We start from the raw sequence: 22375 nt of genomic DNA, 5'->3' as shown, positions 1-22375 counted from the left end.
CCTGAAGCAATCATGGAGAAAGACGTAGCAGTTGCTGGTCGAACCAACCGACAAAGGCATCGGAAGGTAGTGCATCCACTGCCAGATACCACCAGTCATCAGCGGCAAAGGCACGGCATTTCACCGCATCCTTCTCGGTCATGACCAAGGGCAACGCAGGTGCAAATGTCAGCGCCTCGGCGCTGTAGACAGCATGGTCGGCGAACGCGTGAGTCACCGGTTGCCAGTGTAATCCTTCGAGGGTATTGAAGAAACGTTGGGGATTGCCGATTCCGGCGACCGCATGCAGCGCCTGACCGGCCGGGAAATAATCCACCGGCTGACGTTCGCCACTGCGCAGATTGATCAGCGCCGAAGGCTTGAGCCTGAAGGCGTAGCCGTCGTTCCTGTCAGCCGTCGCGCCGTTATAAAGCAAGGCGTCGACACTGCTCAGCCGCTCGATCGGTTCGCGCAACGGCCCGGCAGGCAGACAACGGCGATTGCCCAGACCACGGGCGGCATCGATCAGCACCAGTTCCAGGTCGCGGGCCAGACGGTAATGCTGCAAGCCGTCGTCGGAAAGAATCACATCCAGTGGTTCGGCAGCGAGCAAGGCCTGTACGGCACGACTGCGATCCGGATCGATCATCAGTGGCACGCCGCAGCGCTGAACGATGAGCAGGGGCTCGTCCCCTGCCTCGCTGGCACTTTGTTCAGGCAGGACGCGCCACGGCAGGCTTGGCGGCGTGGCGCCGTAACCGCGGCTGACCACACCGACACGCAGGCCGCGACGGCGGCAGTGCTCGATCATCCAGAGAATCAACGGCGTCTTGCCAGTGCCACCGACGGTGATATTACCCACCACGATAACCGGCACCGGCGCGCGATAGATATCACCCTCGCCCGCCAGAAACCGCGCCCGTTTGCGCTCTACGACACGCCGGTAAAGGCCTTCGAGCGGGCGCAACAGCGCCAGCGCAGGGTGGCCCTTGTACCAGGCGTCGAGCAAACGGTCAGTGAATGCCATCAGTTAGCCGGTGTGGCCTCGACAGTGGTCATGCGCAAGTGACTGAAGCCCAGCTTGCCCGCCGCATCCATGGCCGTGATGACCGACTGGTGCGGGGTCTTGCCATCGGCACTGATCGACAGCGGCAGACTGGTATCGCCCCCCGACTCGCGCTGCAGCGCTTCGATCAGCGTTGCCAGGTCGTTTTTCGGCAACAACTGATTGTTCAGCGAGAAAATCCCGTCGGCGTTGATGGCGATGTCCAGCTGTTTGGCGCTGGCGTCTACGTCCGGCGTTCCGGTAACGGCCTGTGGCAGATCCACCCGCAACTGGGTTTCGCGAGTGAAGGTGGTCGTCACAATGAAGAACAGCAGCAGGATGAACACCACATCAATCAGAGAGACCAGATTGATGTCGATGTTTTCCCGGGGTCTGCGACGGCGAAATTTCACTTCTTCTTGCCCCCGCCCGCTCTGGCCAGCGACTTGAGGTCGATCTTGGCGTCGATCAGATCGACATCGCGGTCGCCCTGCACCACTTCAACCAGACGAATGGCCTGTTGCTCCATGCCGACCACCAACTCATCGACGCGGCTCTGCAGAAAGCGATGAAAGAAGATTGCCGGGATCGCGACGATAAGACCCGACGCCGTACAGATCAGCGCCTTGGAAATACCACCTGCCAGCACGCCGGCGTTGGCGGTGGCCCCGGAGCTGTTGAACGAGCCGAAGATATCGATCATGCCCAGCACGGTGCCCAGCAAACCAAGCAGCGGCGCCATGGCAGCGATCGAGCCCAGTGCGCTGAGGTAGCGCTCCAGCTCATGAATGACCCGCGCAGCGGCTTCTTCGATGCATTCCTTCATGATCTCGCGACCATGCCTGGAATTGGCCAGACCTGCGGCCAGGATTTCACCCAGCGGCGAGTCCGCGCGCAGCTGCTTGAGCTTTTCGCTGTCCAGCTTCTTTTCCTGAATCCACTGCCAGACCTGCCCGAGCAGGTGCGGTGGCGTGATACGGCTGGCACGCAACGTCCACAGGCGCTCGATGATGATGCCGGCGGCGGCGATGGAGCTCAGAATAATCGGCAGCATCATCCAGCCGCCAGATTTGACCAGTTCCCACACAGTGATCACTCCCTCGAAAAATTGGCGCCACTCTACCATAGGGTCGCCAAGTGCCGAACGCCGAGATCGATATCCATTCACTCAATCACGCCAGAAGCGCCGTTGCGCGCGCTCGGCCTGTGGCGTTCCGAACGTCCCCAGTTGCAGGCGGACCGCGCCCAGCTCGGCACTGTCGTAACTGGCGATGCCCAGGCCTCGATAGCGCGCCATGACCAACGGATGCGGGTGACCGAACGCGTTGTTGCGACCACGGGAAATCAGCACGCCTACCGGTGCCACGGCGCGCAGAAACGCTTTGGACGACGAGGTTCGGCTGCCGTGATGTGGCGACTGCAACCAGTGAGCACGAAGGTCGAACCCGCTGTCGATTGCCGCGCGCTCGGCGTTCACATCGATATCGCCGGCCAGCAGCAGACGCTCGCCCCCGGCGTCGACGCTGAGGATGCAGGAGGCTGGATTGCCATTAGGCCCCAGCTCCCAGCGCCACGTGGAAAACACCACGCCATCCCACCCCCAGCGTGCACCGCTCTCGCACAATCGGGCATCGAGTTGCGGCGCGAGTCTGGCCAGCTCGCCACCCAGCACCCGGCTCACCGGAAAGGCCTGATGAACCGCCGCCGCACCTCCGGCATGGTCTGCGTCGGAATGGCTGATCAACATCAGGTCGAGATGGCGGACACCTGCCTTGCGCATGGCGGGCACGACCACGCGCTGACCGATATCGAACTCACCGAAACGTGGACCTGCGTCATACAGGAGTGTGTGGTTGCGGGTGCGCAGGAGAATCGCCAGTCCCTGCCCCACATCCAGTTGCAACACGTCTACCTGGCCTTCAGGCACTGATTCGAGTGGCGGAAAAACGCACAGCAACAGCAACGGCCAGCCCAGCGGCCGCACGGGCATGCCCTTGGGCAGCAACAAGAGCAAGGCCCCGAGCAGGCTCAACCACCATGCCCAGATTGGCACCGCACTGGGCAACCAGGCCGGCAATGCGGCAGCCACCGCGTCGAGGAACACGAACAGCCACTGCAGCGCCCCGCCCGCCAGCCAGAGCAGACCTTCCCCGACCACAGGGATCGGCAGCAACAGCGTTCCGAGCAATGCCAGAGGCAGGACGATCACGCTGACCCAAGGGACGGCAAGCAAGTTGGCAAACGGCCCACTGAGGCTGATCGGCAGGTTCAGCGCCAGCAGGATCGGCAACAAGCCAACGGCGATCAGCCATTGCGCCCGTGTCCAGCTTTGCCACCAGCGCCAGGCGCCGAGACGTCCGCTGAAAATCAGGATCAGAATGCCGACCGCTGCGAAGGACAGCCAGAAACCCGGCTGCAGCGTCACCAGCGGCTCGAAGATCAGCACCGTGTTGAAGGACAGCAACAAGGGCCAGACCACGCCCAGATGGCGAAAACGCAAGCGCCACAGCAGCACCATCGCGACCATCACACAAGCGCGCCGGACCGGCACCTCGAAACCGGCCAGCAGTCCGTAGCCCAGTGCAGCGCTGAACGCCAGTGCACACGCCCACGGCAGCCAGGGCAAAAAGCGCGGCCACAGCCCCCAGCGCGCCAGGCCTGCGACCAAGGCGTAAATCACCCCGGCCAGCAACCCGATGTGCTGACCGGAAATGACCAGCAGATGCACAGTGCCGGTATCCTGCAACACCTGCCAGTCGGTGCTCGATAGCCCTGAGCCATCGCCCAGCACCAGCGCTGCCAGACCACCCTCCCGGCCCTGCGCATCGACCGCCAGCAGGCGCTGACGAATGGCATCGCGCCAGGCGGCACGCGCGGGTGCCAATAGCTGACCATCCACTACCGTGCCGGTCGCACCGATGCGCTGCGCCAGCAGCCAGGCTTCATAGTCGAAAGCATCCGGATTGACCAGCCCGGCCGGTCGCTTGAGTTTGACCGCCATACGCCAGCGCTCGCCGCTGCTCACCGGCTGGCCGCCGTACCAGGCCACCCTGATTCGCGCGGGCAGCCTGGCGCGTCGTGACGTGGCACCTTCCAGCTCGAAACGCACCACGCCTTCGGCGACACTCGGTAAACCGACCACCTTGCCCTGCACCCACAGCGTCTGACCATCGAGACGCGGCGCCAACCGGTCACTCAACGCCCACTGCGCCGACACGCAGGCCCAAGTGAAACCGAGCAGGAACAACGCCAGTGGATAGGTACGGAACGGCAGCAGCATCAACGCCAGTATCGGCATCAACAGCAATAGCCAGGTCGGCGGCAACGCCGGTAGAAAACGCAGGGCAAGCAGCCCGAGCGCGAGCGCGATCATCCCTGTGCGCATGACGGTTCCTTGCAGCGGAAAGCCTCAAGGATCAGCGCACCGGGGAAATGTCGGAAGAGGTGGTGTGTTGCAGAATCTGAACGGCCGCTCCCGGCCAGCGCTCGACCCGCCAGCCTGGCGGGTCGAAGCCAATGTGTTACTGACGCATACCGCGACCGCTCACCAGCAACCTGGCGCAGCCGATATACAGCACGAAGGTCGCCACGATCATGAACGCCAGAGCGATGCTGATCTTGATGTCGGAGACGCCCAGAATGCCGTAGCGGAAGGCATTGACCATGTGCAGGACCGGGTTGGCCAGCGACACGGTCTGCCAGAACGGCGGCAACAGGTTGATCGAGTAGAACACGCCACCCAGATAGGTCAGCGGGGTCAGGACGAAGGTCGGAATGATCGAGATGTCATCGAAGTTGCGTGCAAACACTGCGTTGATGAAGCCCAGCAGAGAGAAAATCGTGGCGGTCAACACCACCACCAGAATGGTCACGCCCAAGTGGTGCACTTGCAGGTCGGTGAAAAACATCGACAGCATGGTGACGATGAAACCGACCATCAGACCACGCAACACACCGCCCAGGGTGTAACCGACCAGAATGGTGTGCGGCGAGACCGGCGAGACCATCAGTTCTTCGATGGAGTGCTGAAACTTGGCACCGAAGAAGCTCGAGACCACGTTGCCGTAGGAGTTGGTGATCACCGACATCATGATCAGCCCCGGCACGATGTACTGCATGTAGGTAAAGCCGCCCATGTCGCCGATCTGGCGACCGATGAGGTTACCGAAGATGACGAAGTACAGAACCATGGTAATGGCTGGCGGCAGCAGGGTCTGCGGCCAGATCCGCATGAAGCGGTGCACTTCACGGTAGACGATGGTTTTCAGGGCAATCAGGTTGGGGCGCAACTCGCCGTTGGCTACGGTCATACCGCCACCTTCGCGAGGTTTTTTTCCACCAGGGACACAAACAACTCCTCAAGGCGATTGGATTTATTACGCAGGCTCAAGACTTCGATGTTCTGGAAGGCCAACTGGCTGAACAGCGCAGTGATGCCGACGTTCTTGTCGACCTGCACTTCCAGGGTGTGGCTGTCGAGCAGGCGGCAAGGGAAACCGGGCAGTTGTGGCGCGGTCTGCCAGGAGGCCTTGAGATCGAGCACGAACGTCTCGACGGTCAACGTGCTGAGCAGCTGCTTCATGCCGGTGTTCTGCACGATCACCCCGTGGTCGATGATGCCGATGTTGCGGCACAGCTGTTCAGCCTCTTCCAGGTAGTGCGTGGTGAGGATGATGGTGATGCCTTTGCTGTTCAGCTCGGTCAGAAAGGTCCACATCGAACGGCGCAACTCGATGTCCACGCCTGCAGTGGGTTCGTCGAGTATCAGCAGGCGCGGCTCGTGAATCAGCGCACGGGCGATCATCAGACGCCGCTTCATGCCGCCGGACAGCGAACGAGAAGGCACATCGCGCTTTTCCCAAAGCCCCAGCTGCGTCAGGTACTGCTCGGCGCGCTCTTTGGCGATTTTCGCCGGGATGCCGTAGTAGCCCGCCTGAGTGACGACGATGTCCAGGGTCTTCTCGAACTGGTTGAAGTTGAACTCCTGCGGCACGACACCGATGCAACGCTTGAGCGCAGCGGGCTCGCGATCCAGGTCGTGGCCAAAGATATTCACCGTACCGCTGGTCTTGTTGACCAGCGTCGAGATGATGCCGATGGTGGTGGATTTGCCAGCGCCGTTGGGGCCCAGCAAGGCGAAGAAATCACCTTCGGCGACGTCCAGATCGATGCCATTCAAGGCCTGGAAACCGTTGCCGTAGGTTTTGGTTAGCTGCCGAATGGACAGAGCGGAAGACATATCGGGAAAGGTACTCATCAGAAAAAGGAATTGAAGATGACTGTCACCAGCCGCCTGCCGTGACGACCCAGCCGCGCAATGGTGCTTGGCTGCGCCGTTCAAGTACAGACACATCTGTTAATAGTAAATATCGAGCGCCGGACATGCGCCCGATCAGCCCTATCACCTGTTCACATCACATGCTCAGGTTAAAGGGGTCATGACCGCCTTGCGATAAGCCGGGCGAGTCTTGAGACGCTCATACCAGGCTTGGAGGTGAGGCAGCGGCGGACGTTCAATCGGCATTTCAAACCAGCCGTAGGCGAAGCATCCCAAGGGAATATCACCCATGCCGAACGCATCGCCAGACAGATAGGGCTGTCGCGACAGCGCCTCGTCGGCCACCAGCAGCAGGCTGTGCAGCGTCTTGATGCCTTGCTCGATGGCCGGCCAGTCCTGTTTATCGGCGGGCGTGCGTATTACCCCCCAGAACACCGGGCTGAACGGCGCGGCGATGGTCGAGGTGGTCCAGTCCATCCACTTGTCTGCGTTGGCACGGGCCTGCAGATCTGCGGGGTATAAATCAGAATCGGGGGCATGGCGGGCGGCCAGATAGCGCACGATGGCGTTGGACTCCCACATCACGAAGTCGCCGTCTTCGATCATCGGAATCCGGCCGTTGGGGTTTTTCGCGCGATAGGCCGCTTCGTTGACCAGGCCGAATGCACCACCGGCGTCCTGCGTCTCGTAGGGTACGCCCACTTCCTCGGCAATCCAGAGTGCCTTGCGCACATTGCTGGAATTCTTCCGCCCCCAGATCTTGAGCATTGCGTTCCCCTCGCAGTCGCTGATAAATAAAGGCTCACAGTCTACCCCGAAGCGGCGGCAACTTCCTCGTCAACCAGGGGTCACTATCGATGTCGCCTCACCACTGCCCGGCGACCAGTTTGATCGCCGCCACAGTGGCGGTCATCACGGAGGAATATTTATGCTGTTGTTGTGGATTGTTGTGCTGGTCGTCGGCATTGCCTGGCTGGCTCATCGGCGAACCGCCCCGCTCCCGGCGCTTGGCGTGGTAGCTGTCTACCTGCTGGCCATGGGCATTTTCAGTCACGCGCCAGGATGGCTGCTGACGGTGTTCTGGTTGCTCTGGCTGGCAGTATTCATACCGGTAATGCTGCCCGATCTTCGCCGCAAGCATTTCACTGCGCCTATGTTCAGCTGGTTTCAAAAAGTCCTGCCGCCGATGTCGCAAACCGAGCGTGATGCGATCGATGCCGGCACGGTCTGGTGGGATGGCGAGCTGTTTAGCGGGCGCCCGGACTGGGACAAGCTGCTGGCCTACCCGAAAGTCCAACTGACCGAAGAGGAACAGGCCTTTATCGATGGGCCGACCGAAGAACTCTGCGCGATGGTCAGCGACTGGGAAATCGGCCAGGCCATGGACCTGCCGCCTGAAGCCTGGGCGCACATGAAAGCGCACGGTTTTTTCGCGCTGATCATTCCCAAGGAATTCGGTGGCAAGGGCTTCTCCGCCTACGCCCACTCCCAGGTAGCCATGAAGCTGGCCACCCGCAGCGGCGACCTGGCGTCCACGGTGATGGTGCCCAACTCTCTCGGCCCGGCCGAATTGCTGCTGCATTACGGCACCGACGAGCAACGCAATCATTACCTGCCACGTCTGGCACGCGGTGAAGACATCCCCTGCTTCGCGCTGACCGGTCCGCTGGCCGGTTCCGATGCAGGCGCGATGACCGACACCGGGATCATCTGCAAGGGTCAGTGGCAGGGCGAAGAAGTCATCGGTCTGCGCCTGACCTGGGAAAAACGCTACATCACCCTCGGCCCGGTCGCCACCCTGCTGGGTCTGGCCTTCAAGGCCCACGACCCTGAGCACCTGCTCGGCGAAAAAGACGATCTGGGCATCAGCCTGGCGCTGATTCCGACCGACACGCCCGGCGTGGAAATCGGCCGCCGTCACCTGCCATTGGGCGCAGCGTTCATGAACGGCCCCAACTCGGGCAAGGACGTGTTCATCCCGCTGAGCTACCTGATCGGTGGTCAGCCGATGCTGGGCAAAGGCTGGATGATGCTGATGAACTGCCTGTCGGTGGGTCGTTCGATCTCGCTGCCGGCAGTCGGCACCGGCGCAGCCAAGTACACCAGCCTGGTCACTGGCCAGTACGCGAAGGTGCGTGAGCAATTCAACGTGCCTATCTCGGCGTTCGAAGGCATCCAGGAAGCGCTGGCGCGTATCGGTGGCAATGCCTGGCTGATGGACAGCGCGCGCATGCTGACCGCCAATGCGGTCGACCTGGGCGAGAAGCCTTCGGTGCTCTCTGCAATCCTCAAGTATCACCTGACCGAGCGCGGTCGCGAGTGTATCGGTCACGCCATGGACGTGCATGGCGGCAAGGGCATCATCATGGGCCCGAACAACTATCTGGGTCGCAACTGGCAAGGTGCACCGATATTCATCACGGTCGAGGGCGCCAACATCCTCTCGCGCAACCTGATGATTTTCGGCCAGGGCGCGATTCGCTGCCATCCCTTCGTGCTCAAGGAAATGGCCCTCGCCGGGCGCGAAGACAAGCAGCAGGCGCTGATCGAGTTTGACAGCCTGCTGCTCAAACACATCGGTTTTGCGGTGAGCAATGCCGCCAGCACCTTCATCCTCAACCTGGGCTTCGGTCATTTCGAAAGAGCGCCGGGTAACGGCTTGAGCCAGGGCTATTTCCGCGCGCTCAACCGTCAGGCAGCAGCGTTCGCGATGCTCGCCGACTTGAGCATGATGCTGCTGGGGGGCGAATTGAAACGCCGCGAACGCCTTTCGGCCCGCCTGGGTGACGTGCTCAGCCATATGTACCTGGCCTCGGCAGCGCTCAAGCGTTATCACGACCTCGGTTCGCCGGACCATATGAGCCCGTTGTTCCGCTGGGCCATGGAAGAAAGCCTGGGGCATTCGGAACGTGCGATGGACGAGATCCTCAGCAACTTCCCCAACCGCATACTGGGTGGGGTGCTGCGTGCCGTAGTGTTCCCGTTCGGTCGTCGGCACAAGGGGCCATCGGACAAGCTTGATGCGGAAGTTGCCCAGGTGCTGGGCCGCGCCAAGGGCGATCCGACGCTGGAAGAGTTGCTGGCAGGCTGCTATCGCCCGCAATCGGCAGACGATCCGGTCGGCGCGCTGCAACAAGCCATCGACCTGCTCAGCGCTGCGTATCCGCTGCACAAGAAGCTGCAAGTGGCAATCAAGAGTGGTCAGGTCAAGCCGGACGCTGGCGAGCCTGTCATCGACGCCGCGCTGCGCATCGGTGTGTTGCAGGCCGACGAAGCGCAAACCCTGCGTACCGCCGAGGCAGCCCGCCGCAAGGTGATTGATGTGGATGATTTCGACAAGGAAGAACTGACTCTGGCAGCCGGCAAGATTCGCTGATAGTCAGGTCGCACCACACAGCAGGCGCGTAGAGCTTTATACTCTCGCGCCTGTTTTTTGCATTTGAGGATTACCCAATGGCCGACGCCACTCTCGATCACCAACTTGGCCTGCTGGCACACCTGCGCAGCATTCTGGTCGCGCTGGGCGAGGCCGAGCAGGTTCCGGAAGAAAGCCACGCGCTGTTCATGGAGCGTTTCGACGAACTGGTCGAGCTGTTGCCGCAGGACCCCATCGAAAGCCAGTACCTGGGTCAGGACATCCTCTGCCAGGTCATCCAGCGCTACCCGCAAATCGCGCATCTGGTACCGCGCGACCTGCTGTGGTTCTTCGCCGGTGACTGCCTGCACTTCATGCCGGATGATGAAATCGAGCTGTATCAGGCGCTGGAAGAACGCCGCTACGAAGCGGAGCAGAACGAGGAACCGTTCGACTGGAATCAGGAGAAACAGCTGCTGAGCATGTCGACACAGGGCAGCAAGCACTGAGCATCCTCTGGCTTCAAGCCTGCCCCGGAGATCATTCCGGGCAGGCTGCCTGTCACTCCGCGCCACTGCATCATGCAGCGCAACCTATCGACCAATACGATCATTCTGTCCCGGCATTCGAATAAATTTATCGAATAGACAGGCATACCATGACACTTCGTATCACCTGATAAGGAGTGCTCTGTCTCCCATGACTCAATTTCGTAAAGTCCTGTCCATTCAAGCGGGTCAACCAGCGTCCGATGGCGCGGGCGTCAAGCTGACGCGCGTCTTCGGCGGACGTGGCGTGGAGCAGTTCGATCCGTTTCTAATGCTGGACGAGTTCGGGTCAGACAAGCCGGATGACTACATCGCCGGTTTTCCACCTCACCCGCACCGTGGCTTCGAAACGGTGACCTACATGCTTGAAGGCCGTATGCGTCATGAAGACCATATGGGCAATGTCGGCCTTCTGCAGAGCGGCGGTGTGCAGTGGATGACGGCGGCACGCGGGATCATTCACAGCGAAATGCCTGAACAGGAAGAAGGCACCATGCGCGGCTTTCAGCTCTGGCTGAACCTGCCGGGCAAGAACAAGCTGAGCGATGCCAGCTACCAGGACATCCAGCCGGAAAACGTTCCGAGTGTCACCACCCAGGCCGGTGTACAAGTGGTGGTATTGGCCGGGCATTTCGACGATGGCCAGGTTCGCCAGGCCGGGGCAGTACAGCGTCCGGACACCGAGCCGTTGTACTTTGACTTTGATATGCCTGCCGGCAGCCGTATCAGCCCGCACGTACCCGAAGGGCACCTTGTGCTGCTGTACGTCTATGAAGGCAGTGTCGAGCTGGAAGGCAGCACCCAGCCGATCGGTAAACGCCAAATGGCACGCCTGTCCGACATCGGTGAGGTGCAGATCAGCAGCGCCGCTGGTGCGCGGCTGTTGCTGATTGCAGGCAAGCCCCTGCGTGAACCGATCGTGCAGTACGGCCCCTTTGTGATGAACACCAAGGAAGAGATCGAGCAGGCGATTCGTGACTTCCGGGAAGATCGTCTGACGGCGTGACAACTTCGCTCACTGAGCCCTGCGCACGCTGATCAAGAGACAGAGGCCCCGCCTCTGTCTCGCCGAGTTATTCCAGACGCAGAAAGCGCTTCAGTTCGGCACCCTGAGCAATCGCGTCGTGACGCCCCAGTTCGATCAATTCGCTGCAATAACCTGACTCGAACAGCAGATAGCTCAGCACACTGGCGCCGCTGCTCTTGGTCGCACCCGGCCCGCGCAGGAACGTGCGCAGTGCGGGGGGCAATTCGCGGCGGTGGCGGGCCGCAATCTCATCCAGCGGACGGCTCGGCGAAATCACCAGCACTTCCACCGGCTCCATGCCCGGCTGCCTGACCTGATCCTCGGGCAGCAACGCACTGGCGGTGTTCAAGCGTTCGAGCAGCTCGATATCGCTTTCCAGGTTGTCGATGAACGTGCTGTTGAGCATGTGGCCGCTGATCTGCGCCAGGCTTGGCTGAGCGCCGCGTGGCGCGCGGGGTGCCGGTCTTTCGGCTTTAAGGCCGCGCGGGTTGCCGCTCACGCCGACCACCAGAACACGATTGGCGCCCAGGTGCAGCGCCGGGCTGATCGGTGCCGACTGACGCACGGCCCCGTCGCCAAAGTATTCCTCGTCGAGCATCACGGGGGCGAACAGCAAGGGAATGGCTGAACTGGCGAGCAAGTGATCCACGGTCAATTGCGTCGGACGGCCGATACGGCGATGGCGCAGCCAGGGTTCGATCGTACCGCGGCCCTGATAAAACGTGACCGCCTGACCCGATTCGTAACCGAAGGCAGTCACCGCCACTGCACGCAAATGATGAGCGTCGATGGCGGCTTCGATTCCGGACAGGTCCAACCGCTCATTGAGCAGATCACGCAGGGGCGAACTGTTGAGCAAGGCAACCGGGATGTTTCGTCCAAACCCCAGCAGACTGCGACCGAAAAAACGGCTGGCCTGATGAATCACCCCGGACCAGTCGCTGCGCAGCACCTGATGGCTGCGAAATGACTGCCAGAATTCGGTCAATTGATGAATGGCAATCCGAAAATGCAGCGCGCCACTGGCCAGCTTGACGGCATTGATCGCGCCAGCCGACGTACCGACGATGACCGGAAAGGGATTGGGCGAACCGGGCGGCAGCAGGTCGGCAATGCCTGCCAGTACGCCGACCTGATAGGCCGCACGCGCCCCGCCACCCGATAAAATCAGCCCGGTTACAGGCTCGACACCACTTACTGCACTGCTCGTTACTGCGCGATCCTGCATCTACGACTGACCTCGGTGATCAACGACGCTTTTTATCTATGCTTCTCATATAGCTTCTGTTCACCGGCTGGTCGACTTTTAAAGCGTCGATGGGCCCAAAGATATTGTTCCGGGCATTCAGTGACGGCTTTTTCCACCCATTGATTGATGCGCAGGCAATCGGCTTCGTCGCTCTCACCCGGAAAGTTGTCCAGCGGCGGATGAATCACCAGCCGGTAACCGCTACCGTCTGCCAGACGCCGTTGAGTGAAGGGCACAACCTGCGCACGGCCCAGGCGGGCGAATTTGCTGGTGGCGGTCACGGTCGCGGCCTGGATGCCGAACAGCGGCACAAAAATGCTCTGTTTGGCGCCATAGTCCTGATCCGGCGCGTACCAGATCGCCCGACCGGCGCGCAGCAACTTGAGCATGCCGCGTACGTCATCGCGCTCGACAGCCAGTGAATCAAGGTTATGGCGCTCGCGTCCGCGACGCTGGACGAAGTCGAACAACGGGCTCTTGTGTTCGCGATACATGCCGTCAATGGTGTGCTGCTGGCCCAGCAGTGCCGCGCCGATTTCCAGCGTGGTGAAATGCAGCGCCATCAGAATCACGCCCTCGCCTTTTTCCTGGGCACTCTGCAAATGCTCGAGCCCTTCGACGTGGGCAAGCCTGGCCAGACGTTTTTTCGACCACCACCAGCTCATGGCCATCTCGAAGAAGGCAATCCCGGTGGAGGCGAAGTTTTCCTTGAGCAGACGCTTGCGCTCGGCCGCGGACAAATGTGGGAAGCACAGCTCCAGATTGCGTGACGCGATTTTTTTTCGATCAGTGGCCACACGGTACATGATGGCGCCCAGTGCCCGACCTATGACCAGCAGAACGCGAAATGGCAATTGAACAATCAGCCACAAGAGCCCCAGCCCCAGCCATAGCGGCCAGAAACGGGGGTGAAGGAAACTGGCTTTAAGACGCGGGCGATCCATTTGGGCTTCCGTCAGAACAAAGGCCGCGCATTCTACAACGGTTCTGGCCGCTTGCGGCTCGCGGGCGTTCTCGCTATAAGTCTCGGCACTTTTAGCGACAAGCTGTTGTGTATATCAACCATGAGCCAGATTGAATCGCAAAACCCGGAACCTGTATTTCAGCTCAAGGGCAGCATGCTCGCCATCACCGTGATGGAGCTGGCCCGAACCAACCTTGAAGCGCTCGACAGGCAGTTGGCGGCCAAGGTGGCACAAGCCCCCAACTTCTTCAGCAATACGCCGCTGATCCTGGCTCTGGACAAACTCGCACCGAACGAAGGCCCGGTGGATCTACCGGGTCTGGTGCGTATCTGTCGCCAGCATGGCCTGCGCACCCTGGCGATCCGCGCCAACCGCATCGAAGACATTGCCGCAGCGATTGCCGTCGACCTCCCGGTGCTGCCGCCGTCCGGCGCACGTGAGCGCGTGATCGACCCGGTCGAGGCCGAAGCACCGAAAAAAATCCCGGAAAAACCGCCAGAGCCACTGATCAAGCCGACCCGCGTGATAACCGCTCCGGTACGCGGCGGTCAGCAGATCTACGCTCAGGGCGGCGACCTGGTGGTAGTCGCGCCGGTCAGTCCCGGTGCGGAACTTCTCGCCGATGGAAACATCCATGTCTACGGCCCGATGCGTGGCAGGGCACTGGCGGGAATAAAGGGCGATACCAAGGCACGGATCTTCTGTCAGCAGTTGAGTGCCGAGCTGATTTCGATTGCCGGGCAATACAAGGTGTCCGAGGACTTGCGCAGGGACCCGTTATGGGGCTCGCCGGTCCAGATCAGCTTGTCAGGTGATGTGTTGAACATCATTCGTCTTTAACGGATACTGCCGCAATTTTCAAAGCATCTCTGATTCGTCGCGAAATTGTCGTGAAGGCGGCAGGAAGTTCTGAAAAGCACTGCTTTTCAGCGGGTATATGAGTCGAAAGTAATAGCTTAGTGCTAGCTTTCCGGAATCAGACCCCAGGATTTCCAGAATGCTTCGGCGGGCGCGGCGCCAGGAGATGCCTTTCAGGGACTCAATGTCCTTTTCCTCTAGGGGTGATACACCTTGGCCAAGATTCTCGTTGTTACATCCGGCAAGGGTGGTGTGGGCAAGACCACCACCAGCGCCGCCATCGGTACCGGTCTCGCACTGCGCGGCCACAAGACAGTCATCGTCGACTTCGACGTCGGCCTGCGTAACCTCGACCTGATCATGGGTTGCGAACGTCGTGTCGTGTATGACTTCGTCAACGTGGTCAATGGCGAAGCCAACCTGCAACAGGCGCTGATCAAGGACAAGAAGATCGAAGGCCTGTTTGTGCTGGCCGCCAGCCAGACCCGTGACAAGGAAGCACTGACCAAGGAGGGCGTTGAAAAAGTCCTCATGGAGCTGAAGGAATCCTTCGAATACATCGTCTGCGATTCGCCGGCCGGTATCGAAACCGGTGCTCACCTGGCCATGTACTTCGCCGACGAAGCCATCGTCGTGACCAACCCTGAAGTCTCGTCGGTACGTGACTCCGACCGCATGCTGGGCCTGCTGGCCAGCAAATCGCGTCGCGCCGAACGTGGCGAAGACCCGATCAAGGAACACTTGCTGCTGACCCGCTACAACCCTGAGCGCGTCAGCAAGGGCGAAATGCTCGGCGTGGAAGACGTCAAGGAAATCCTTGCCGTTACCCTGCTCGGCGTGATCCCCGAATCCCAGGCTGTACTGAAAGCCTCCAACCAGGGCGTGCCGGTCATTCTCGATGACCAGAGCGATGCGGGTCAGGCCTACAGCGATGCGGTTGACCGCCTGCTGGGCAAAACACTTGAGCACCGGTTTCTGGATGTGCATAAGAAAGGATTCTTTGAACGCCTGTTCGGGGGTAATTAATGAATATTTTTGACTTCTTTCGTGACCGCAAAAAAGGAAGCACGGCCTCGGTCGCGAAAGAGCGTCTACAGATCATCGTTGCTCACGAACGCGGCCAACGCAGTACCCCGGACTACCTTCCTGCGCTGCAGAAAGAGCTGGTGGAAGTGATCCGTAAATACGTCAATATCGAGTCTGACCAGGTACAGGTCGCTCTGGAAAGCCAGGGCAGCTGTTCGATTCTGGAACTCAATATCACCCTGCCCGATCGCTGATCAGGCAGTCGCTCGCGGCGGTATCGGCGCACTTCTGCGGAAGCTGCGCCCTTGCCGCCGTTGGCGTTTATAGCGTTTCGAGGCCGTTGCATGCCGTTGTCGAACATCCGCATCATTCATCAGGACGCCGCCGTTCTGGTGATCGATAAGCCTACCCTGCTGCTTTCCGTTCCCGGCCGTGCCGACGATAACAAGGATTGCCTGATTACCCGCCTGCAGGAAAACGGTTACCCCGAAGCGCGTATCGTCCATCGCCTGGACTGGGAAACCTCGGGCATCATTCTGCTGGCCCGTGATGCCGATACGCATCGAGAGCTGTCGCGTCAGTTTCATGACCGCGAAACCGAGAAAGCCTACACCGCACTGTGTTGGGGCCAACCGTCCCTGGACAGCGGCAGTATCGATCTGCCATTGCGCTATGACCCGCCCACCAAGCCCCGGCATGTGGTGGACCACGAGGGTGGCAAACACGCGCTGACGTTCTGGAAGGTTGTCGAGCGGCATGACACTTACTGTCGCGTCGAGCTCACGCCGATCACTGGCCGCTCGCATCAGTTGCGTGTGCACATGCTGTCGATCGGGCATCCGTTATTGGGTGATGGTCTGTACGCGCATCCGGAAGCGCTGGCGGCGTATCCGCGTCTGTGTCTGCATGCCAGCATGCTGAGCTTTACCCATCCGGGGACCGGCGAGCGATTGACCTTCGAGTGCACCGCGCCGTTCTGATCTGAATGACACGCTGAATATCGTGCAGATGCTCCGCGTCATACAGCTGCTCTGACTATCGTTCCCATGTTCCGCGTGATAATGCCGTTCGTGACGCTCCGCGTCACACAGCGGTTCTGCGACTTCAGGTGGATTTAGGGTCGACTCAGGTCACCTTTTCGCCCCTCGGCGAGTTACTTTGATCGGGCCAAAGTAACCAAAGCCCCCCGCTCCTGTTTCCGGCCCGACTTCGTCGGGTTCCTTCGCCCTGTCACTGATCCGGGGGTCGCCGCAACGGGCCATCCATGGCCCGGTGCGGCTAGCCTGGCGTCCTGCCAGGCTACCCCCGGATCAGCGCCAGGACTCAGCCGTCACTAACGTCGCACTCTGCGTCGTCAGTGCCACCGCGGTTGAAAAGCGCTTTTACTCTCGGCGCTGTGCGTCAGCTTAGACTATCGTGCCTGCGCTCCGCGTAGGCATGCAGTTCGTTACGCTCCGCGTCACCCAGCGGTTTGCGATATCAGGTGGATTGGCGTTCGGCTCAAGTTACCTTTTCACCCCTCAGCGACTCACTTTGAGGGACCAAAGCGAGCAAGGCCCTTGGCTCCGGTTTCCGGCTCAACTTCGTCAGGCCCTTCGCGGTCGAAAAGCGTTTCTGTGGCAGCGGCAACGACTGAGCCAATGCGGTAAACTCGCGCCATTGCTGTCTGGAGCTATTTATGCGCGCAGAGTTGAACAAAGGCCTCATCGATTTTCTGAAGGCTTCTCCCACCCCGTTCCACGCCACCGCCACCCTCGTGCAACACTTCGAAGCCGCAGGCTTTCAGCGGCTGGACGAACGTGACACGTGGGCAGTAGAAACCGGGGGCCGTTATTTCGTCACCCGTAATGACTCTTCCATCGTCGCTTTCCGGATGGGTCGTCAGTCGCCACTCACGGGCGGCATTCGCATGGTCGGCGCACACACCGACAGCCCGTGCCTGCGGGTCAAGCCGCAACCGGAACTGCAACGTCAGGGTTTTTGGCAACTGGGCGTCGAAGTCTACGGCGGCGCCTTGCTGGCCCCCTGGTTTGACCGTGATCTGTCGCTGGCCGGCCGTGTCACTTTCCGCCGCGACGGCAGGGTTGAAAGTCAGTTGATCGACTTCAAACTGCCGATCGCCGTGATCCCCAATCTGGCGATTCACCTGAACCGCACTGCCAACGAAGGCTGGGCAATCAATGCGCAAAACGAACTGCCTCCCATCCTGGCGCAGGTCGCCGGTGACGAGCGCGCCGACTTCCGGGCATTACTGACCGACCAACTGGCCCGCGAGCACGGCCTCAATGCCGATGTGGTGCTCGATTACGAGCTGAGTTTCTACGACACCCAGGGCGCCGCTGTGGTCGGCCTCAATGGGGACTTCCTGGCAGGCGCACGCCTGGACAACCTGTTGTCGTGTTTCGCCGGGATGCAGGCACTGCTCAACACCGAGAGCGACGAAACCGCCCTGCTGGTGTGCACCGATCACGAAGAAGTCGGCTCGTCTTCCGCTTGTGGCGCAGACGGTGCGATGCTCGAGCAGATCGTCCAGCGTCTGTTGCCAAGCAGCGAAGACTACGTGCGCACGATTCAGAAGTCGCTGCTGATATCAGCCGACAACGCCCACGGCATTCATCCCAACTACGCTGACAAGCACGACGCCAATCATGGTCCCAAGCTCAACGCAGGGCCGGTGATCAAGGTCAACAGCAACCAGCGTTACGCCACCAACAGCGAAACCGCCGGTTTCTTCCGCCATCTGTGCATGGCCGAAGAGGTCCCGGTACAGAGCTTTGTGGTACGCAGCGACATGGGTTGCGGCTCGACCATCGGACCAATCACTGCCAGCCATCTGGGTATTCGCACGGTAGACATCGGCTTGCCGACGTTCGCCATGCACTCGATTCGCGAACTGGCCGGTAGCCATGACCTGGCGCATCTGGTCAAGGTATTGAGCGCGTTCTATGCAAGCCACGAGCTGCCATAACGGCTGAGGCGATAATCGATAACGCGGGGGTGACCTGTTGCTCCCGCGTTTCGGTGTTGACGCTCGCTAGAGTGCCCATTGAAAGAAATAAAATGTCTCTCATCATAACGATAAAAAAGATACTTTTGCCTGCGCCATTTTGAACCACCTCGTACCGGACAACAGGTCATTTGTTTATAAAGGGACTTCATGTCCCGAATTCCATCGACGCGCCCTGTCGATGATTCAGTCGTGGAGTGCTTGAATAACGCGGGCTACTTTACCTCTATCCAGTCATCGTCCTCGTCGGGTTTATCGACAATATCGTCATCTTCGTTCACGTAATACGGTATGTCGGCCTCAACACCGTTCTCACCCGTTCTGGCGACCAGTTGCCTGTACCTCTTCCCGTCCCAGAGCCTGAAAATAAGTGTGGAGTCTTCTCCAGCCGAGAGCGTCGAGCCTTCACTGCCAATAAGTTTGCTACGAGCGCCTGCCGTCAAGACACTGTTCTTACCAGCGGTCAATCTGCTTTGGTCTCCCGCCATCAGAGTGCAGTCATGCCCGCCGGTCAGTTTGCTTCTATCGCCGGCAGTCAGATAACTGTTATTACCGGCCAGCAGTTTGCTGCGGTCACCCGCGGTCTGATTACTGTCTGCACCGGCAATCAACCGGCTGCGATCACCCGCCAGTTGTACACTGCCCGCACCGGCAATCAGCGTGCTGCGAAAACCTGCTGTCTGCGAGCTGCCCTTGCCGGCGATCAGCATGCTTTTATTTCCGGCGACCTGAATGCTTTCATGGCCTGCAATCAACGAGCTGCCGTAACTTGCAATCTGGTTACTGCCATAACCCGCAGTCAACGTGCTGCGAATGCCCGATGTAAGACTACTGCCATAACCGGCGATCAAAACGCTGCGAAGTCCGGCGATCAGCGTACTGCCATAGCCTGCCGTCAGAAAACTTCTGATTCCGCTGGTCAGGGAGCTGCCATAACCGGCTATCAATGAACTGTCCTGCCCGGCCGTTGCAGTGCTGCCGTAGCCCGCAGTGAGTGAGCTTCCATACTCTGCGGTCTGAGTACTGCCGTAACCGGCCGTGAGGGTACTTTTATAGCCGGCTGTCTGCGTACTGCCATAACCGGCGATCAGCGAGCTGGCAAAGCCGGCTGTGGAGGTACTTCCGTACCCGGTGGTGAGCGAGCTGTTTTCCTGTGCGGTTTGCGTGCTGCCGTAACCGGCGGTCAACGTGCTCTCATAACCCGCAGTCTGCGTGCTGCCATAACCCGCAATCAGCGAGCTCGCATAGCCGGCGGTGGAGGTACTTCCATAACCTGTCACCAGATCACTGCGCTCCTGCGCGGTTTGCGTACTACCGTAACCGGCGGTCAACGTGCTCTCGTAGCCTGCCGTTTGCATACTGCCGTAACCCGCGATGAGCGAGCTGGAATAGCCCGCAGTAGAAGTACTTCCGTAACCTGTGGTGAGCGAGCTGTTTTCCTGAGCGGTTTGCGTACTGCCGTAACCGGCGGTCAACGTGCTTTCGTAGCCTGCCGTCTGCGTGCTGCCATAGCCGGCGATCAAGGAACTGGAATAGCCCGCAGTCGACGTGCTTCCGTAGCCTGCGACCAGGTCGCTGCGCTCCTGTGCCGTCTGGGTACTGCCGTAACCGGCGGTCAGTATGCTTTTGAAGCCCGCCGTCTGAGTGCTTCCATAGCCGGCGATCAGCGAACTGTTTGACCCTGCCGTTGAAGTGCTGCCATAGCCTGTGACAAGGTCGCTGTGTTCTCTGGCGGTCTGGGTACTGCCATAACCGGCGGTCAGCATGCTTCTGTAACTCGCGGTCTGGGTGCTGCCATAACCTGCGATCAGCGAACTGCCCGAGCCTGCGGTTCCCGTACTGCCATAGCCCGCAATCAGGTCGCTACCGTCCCTGGCCGTCTGAGTACTGCCATAACCAGCGGTCAGGATACTTTTGTGGCCCGCTGTCTGTGTACTTCCATAACCCGCAATGATGAAACTCTCGTGACCTGCGGTACCTGTACTTCCGTAACCGGTGGTGAGGTTACTGGCAGCCCCGGCCGTTTGCGTACTGCCATAGCCTGATGTGAGTACGCTGCCCTGCTGTGCGGTCTGGGTACTGCCATAACCTGCCGTGAGCGAGCTTTCACTGCCCGAGGTTTGCGTGCTGCCGTAACCGGCGATCAGCGAGCTGTCAGCGCCAGCTGTTCCGGTACTGCCATATCCGGCCGTCAGGGTGCTGCCCTCACGGGCAGTCTGGGTACTGCCATAGCCTGCGGTAAGCGAACTTTCGCTGCCTGACGTCTGCGTGCTGCCATATCCGGCGATCAACGAACTGTCGGCACCTGCCGTGCCAGTGCTGCCGTAGCCCGCCGTCAGGTTGCTGCCTTCCTGAGCCGTTTGCGTACTGCCGTAACCCGCTGTCAGCGCACTGTCACTTCCCGAGGTCTGCGTGCTGCCGTATCCCGCGATCAGCCAGCTGTCAGGTTGCTGCCCTCCTGGGCCGTCTGCGTACTGCCGTACCCCGCCGTGAGCGAGCTGTCACTGCCCGAGGTTTGCGTGCTGCCGTAACCGGCGATCAGCGAGCTGTCGGAACCTGCCGTGCCGGTGCTGCCATACCCAGCAGTGAGATTGCTGCCTTCCTGAGCCGTCTGCGTGCTGCCGTAACCTGCGGTCAGGGCGCTGTCACTTCCCGAGGTCTGCGTGCTGCCGTATCCCGCGATCAGAGAGCTGTCGACCCCTGCTGTACCCGTGCTGCCGTACCCCGCCGTCAGATTGCTGCCCTCCTGGGCCGTCTGAGTACTGCCGTAGCCCGCGGTCAGCGAACTGTCGCCTCCCGAGGTTTGTGTACTGCCATAACCGGCGATCAACGAGCTGTCCGAGCCTGCGGTGCCGGTGCTGCCATACCCAGCGGTGAGATTGCTGCCTTCCTGAGCCGTTTGCGTGCTGCCGTAACCCGCTGTGAGCGAGCTGTCTTCTGCTGTCCGAACCTGCCGTGCCGGTGCTGCCATACCCAGCGGTGAGATTGCTGCCTTCCTGAGCCGTTTGCGTGCTGCCGTAACCCGCTGTGAGTGAGCTGTCCCCGCCAGAAGTCTGAGTACTGCCGTAACCGGCGATCAGCGAGCTGTCCGAGCCTGCCGTGCCGGTGCTGCCGTACCCTGCCGTCAGGTTGCTGCCTTCGCAGGCGGTCTGGGTGCTGCCGTAACCCGCTGTCAGCGCGCTGTCCCCACCGGCGGTCTGGGTGCTTCCATAGCCAGCGACCAGCGAGCTGTCGGAGCCGGCGGTGCCTGTACTTCCATAACCGGCAATTAGATCACTGTGGTTGCCAGCGGTCTCGTTACTGCCATAACCGGCAATCAGACGACTGTGATTGTCGCCACTCAACGTGCTGCCGTAAGTGGCGGTCTGCACATTCTGCGGCGTCGTCACCGGCAGGGTGTTTACTGGGGCGGCAGCCGCGCTGACCGACGCGACATCGAACACTTCATGACGGGCCTGTTCGGCCACCGGTAACGTGACACTTGCTACCGCAGGCATGGGCGTGGGTATGGCCGTAGGCATTGGCGTTAACGTTGACGTTGACGTTGACGTTGACGCAGGGTCGGCCTGACGTGCCGAAATGAAGTGTGACGCGCTGATCCTGTCGCCGACATGAACCACCTCGGCCCGCGGAAACTTGACCATTCCCGGCTCTTCCAGACTGATGATGTCTGCAACGGCAACTTCACAGACAATCCATCGAGCATCGGCATGCACGCTTAGAAAAGCGCTGGTTCCAGCGCCCCACAGTAAACCGACCAGACCATTCTCATGCCGCCTGGTTGACTGCCAGTATCTGGATTCCACCGTGCCGGACGCGGGCCATATAAGGCCGCAGTGATCGGCCATGTTATTTGCACAGGTACGCAGCACCAACGCCTTGTCGAGAGTCATTACAGCATCCTCATAGATCCTTTAAATAAAAGCAGCCGCACTTATCAAGCATTGCTTTATAGGACAACTGCCATGTCAGCCTTAATCCAAACATGGAACGATCGTGCAAATAATACCAACTAAACAGCGCCTATCCTTCCACACC

Annotated in this window: 17 protein-coding genes and 1 pseudogene; 8 read left to right on the top strand and 10 right to left on the bottom strand. The window is 60.3% G+C overall.

The window, feature by feature from the left end:
* Positions 1-10 precede the first annotated feature (10 nt).
* The 7 genes from lpxK to PI739_RS03250 form a co-directional block, all read right to left on the bottom strand.
* Positions 11-1006 (bottom strand): tetraacyldisaccharide 4'-kinase, encoded by a 996-nt coding sequence (gene lpxK, locus PI739_RS03280; protein ID WP_054080803.1) that lies wholly within the window; start codon positions 1004-1006, stop codon positions 11-13.
* On the bottom strand, positions 1006-1437 hold the full coding sequence (locus PI739_RS03275; RefSeq protein WP_003317468.1) for a flagellar polar localization protein PocB: 432 nt from the start codon (positions 1435-1437) through the stop codon (positions 1006-1008). The genes lpxK and PI739_RS03275 overlap by 1 nt, the downstream gene beginning before the upstream one ends.
* Complete coding sequence (locus PI739_RS03270; RefSeq protein ID WP_003430973.1) at positions 1434-2111, bottom strand: flagellar polar localization protein PocA; 678 nt, start codon at positions 2109-2111, stop codon at positions 1434-1436. Before PI739_RS03270 ends, PI739_RS03275 begins: the two co-directional genes overlap by 4 nt.
* A gap of 81 nt (positions 2112-2192) precedes the next feature.
* Positions 2193-4409: a DNA internalization-related competence protein ComEC/Rec2 gene (locus PI739_RS03265; RefSeq protein WP_054080802.1), complete on the bottom strand. Its 2217-nt coding sequence runs from the start codon at positions 4407-4409 to the stop codon at positions 2193-2195.
* 136 nt (positions 4410-4545) lie between these two features.
* Complete coding sequence (locus PI739_RS03260) at positions 4546-5334, bottom strand: ABC transporter permease (protein ID WP_003368378.1); 789 nt, start codon at positions 5332-5334, stop codon at positions 4546-4548.
* The gene (locus PI739_RS03255) at positions 5331-6263 is read right to left on the bottom strand and encodes an ABC transporter ATP-binding protein (protein ID WP_003317464.1); all 933 of its coding nucleotides are present in this window, start codon (positions 6261-6263) and stop codon (positions 5331-5333) included. Before PI739_RS03255 ends, PI739_RS03260 begins: the two co-directional genes overlap by 4 nt.
* Positions 6264-6446: 183 nt before the next feature.
* Entirely contained in the window at positions 6447-7070 is a 624-nt protein-coding gene (locus tag PI739_RS03250; protein ID WP_003368376.1) for a glutathione S-transferase, read from the bottom strand.
* A gap of 160 nt (positions 7071-7230) precedes the next feature.
* Between PI739_RS03250 and PI739_RS03245 the strand changes: the two genes are divergently transcribed.
* From PI739_RS03245 to PI739_RS03235, 3 genes are all read left to right on the top strand, one after another.
* Complete coding sequence (locus PI739_RS03245) at positions 7231-9678, top strand: acyl-CoA dehydrogenase (RefSeq protein WP_054080801.1); 2448 nt, start codon at positions 7231-7233, stop codon at positions 9676-9678.
* Positions 9679-9755: 77 nt separating this feature from the next.
* Positions 9756-10166 carry a PA2817 family protein gene (locus tag PI739_RS03240; protein ID WP_003317460.1) on the top strand — a complete coding sequence of 137 codons (411 nt, stop codon included), beginning with the start codon at positions 9756-9758 and terminating at the stop codon, positions 10164-10166.
* Positions 10167-10356: 190 nt separating this feature from the next.
* Positions 10357-11211, top strand: a complete 855-nt coding sequence (locus PI739_RS03235; RefSeq protein ID WP_003368372.1) for a pirin family protein — start codon at positions 10357-10359, stop codon at positions 11209-11211.
* Positions 11212-11278: 67 nt separating this feature from the next.
* Here PI739_RS03235 and PI739_RS03230 read toward each other — a convergent pair whose 3' ends face one another.
* A complete protein-coding gene (locus tag PI739_RS03230; RefSeq protein ID WP_054080800.1) occupies positions 11279-12460 on the bottom strand; it encodes a patatin-like phospholipase family protein in 1182 nt (393 codons plus the stop codon).
* Between the two features lie 32 nt (positions 12461-12492).
* Positions 12493-13425 carry a lipid A biosynthesis lauroyl acyltransferase gene (locus PI739_RS03225; RefSeq protein ID WP_003430968.1) on the bottom strand — a complete coding sequence of 311 codons (933 nt, stop codon included), beginning with the start codon at positions 13423-13425 and terminating at the stop codon, positions 12493-12495.
* 120 nt (positions 13426-13545) lie between these two features.
* Here PI739_RS03225 and minC point away from each other — a divergent pair, with 120 nt between their 5' ends.
* From minC to PI739_RS03200, 5 genes are all read left to right on the top strand, one after another.
* The gene (gene minC, locus PI739_RS03220) at positions 13546-14286 is read left to right on the top strand and encodes a septum site-determining protein MinC (protein WP_003368369.1); all 741 of its coding nucleotides are present in this window, start codon (positions 13546-13548) and stop codon (positions 14284-14286) included.
* A 231-nt stretch (positions 14287-14517) separates the two neighbouring features.
* Complete coding sequence (minD, locus tag PI739_RS03215) at positions 14518-15330, top strand: septum site-determining protein MinD (RefSeq protein WP_003317454.1); 813 nt, start codon at positions 14518-14520, stop codon at positions 15328-15330.
* Positions 15330-15584 carry a cell division topological specificity factor MinE gene (minE, locus tag PI739_RS03210; RefSeq protein WP_003317453.1) on the top strand — a complete coding sequence of 85 codons (255 nt, stop codon included), beginning with the start codon at positions 15330-15332 and terminating at the stop codon, positions 15582-15584. Before minD ends, minE begins: the two co-directional genes overlap by 1 nt.
* A 90-nt stretch (positions 15585-15674) precedes the next feature.
* Positions 15675-16310, top strand: coding sequence for an RluA family pseudouridine synthase (locus PI739_RS03205; RefSeq protein WP_003368367.1), 636 nt, complete (start codon positions 15675-15677; stop codon positions 16308-16310).
* A gap of 698 nt (positions 16311-17008) precedes the next feature.
* On the top strand, positions 17009-18298 hold the full coding sequence (locus PI739_RS03200; RefSeq protein WP_054080799.1) for a M18 family aminopeptidase: 1290 nt from the start codon (positions 17009-17011) through the stop codon (positions 18296-18298).
* A 254-nt stretch (positions 18299-18552) separates the two neighbouring features.
* Here the strand turns inward: PI739_RS03200 and PI739_RS03195 are convergent.
* Positions 18553-21834, bottom strand: a pseudogene (locus tag PI739_RS03195) (Ice nucleation protein).
* Between the last annotated feature and the right edge of the window lie 541 nt (positions 21835-22375).

It is taken from the genome of Pseudomonas cerasi, from assembly GCF_027983475.1.
Lineage (GTDB): Bacteria > Pseudomonadota > Gammaproteobacteria > Pseudomonadales > Pseudomonadaceae > Aquipseudomonas > Aquipseudomonas cerasi.
This window is presented reverse-complemented; position numbering and strand designations above follow the sequence as displayed.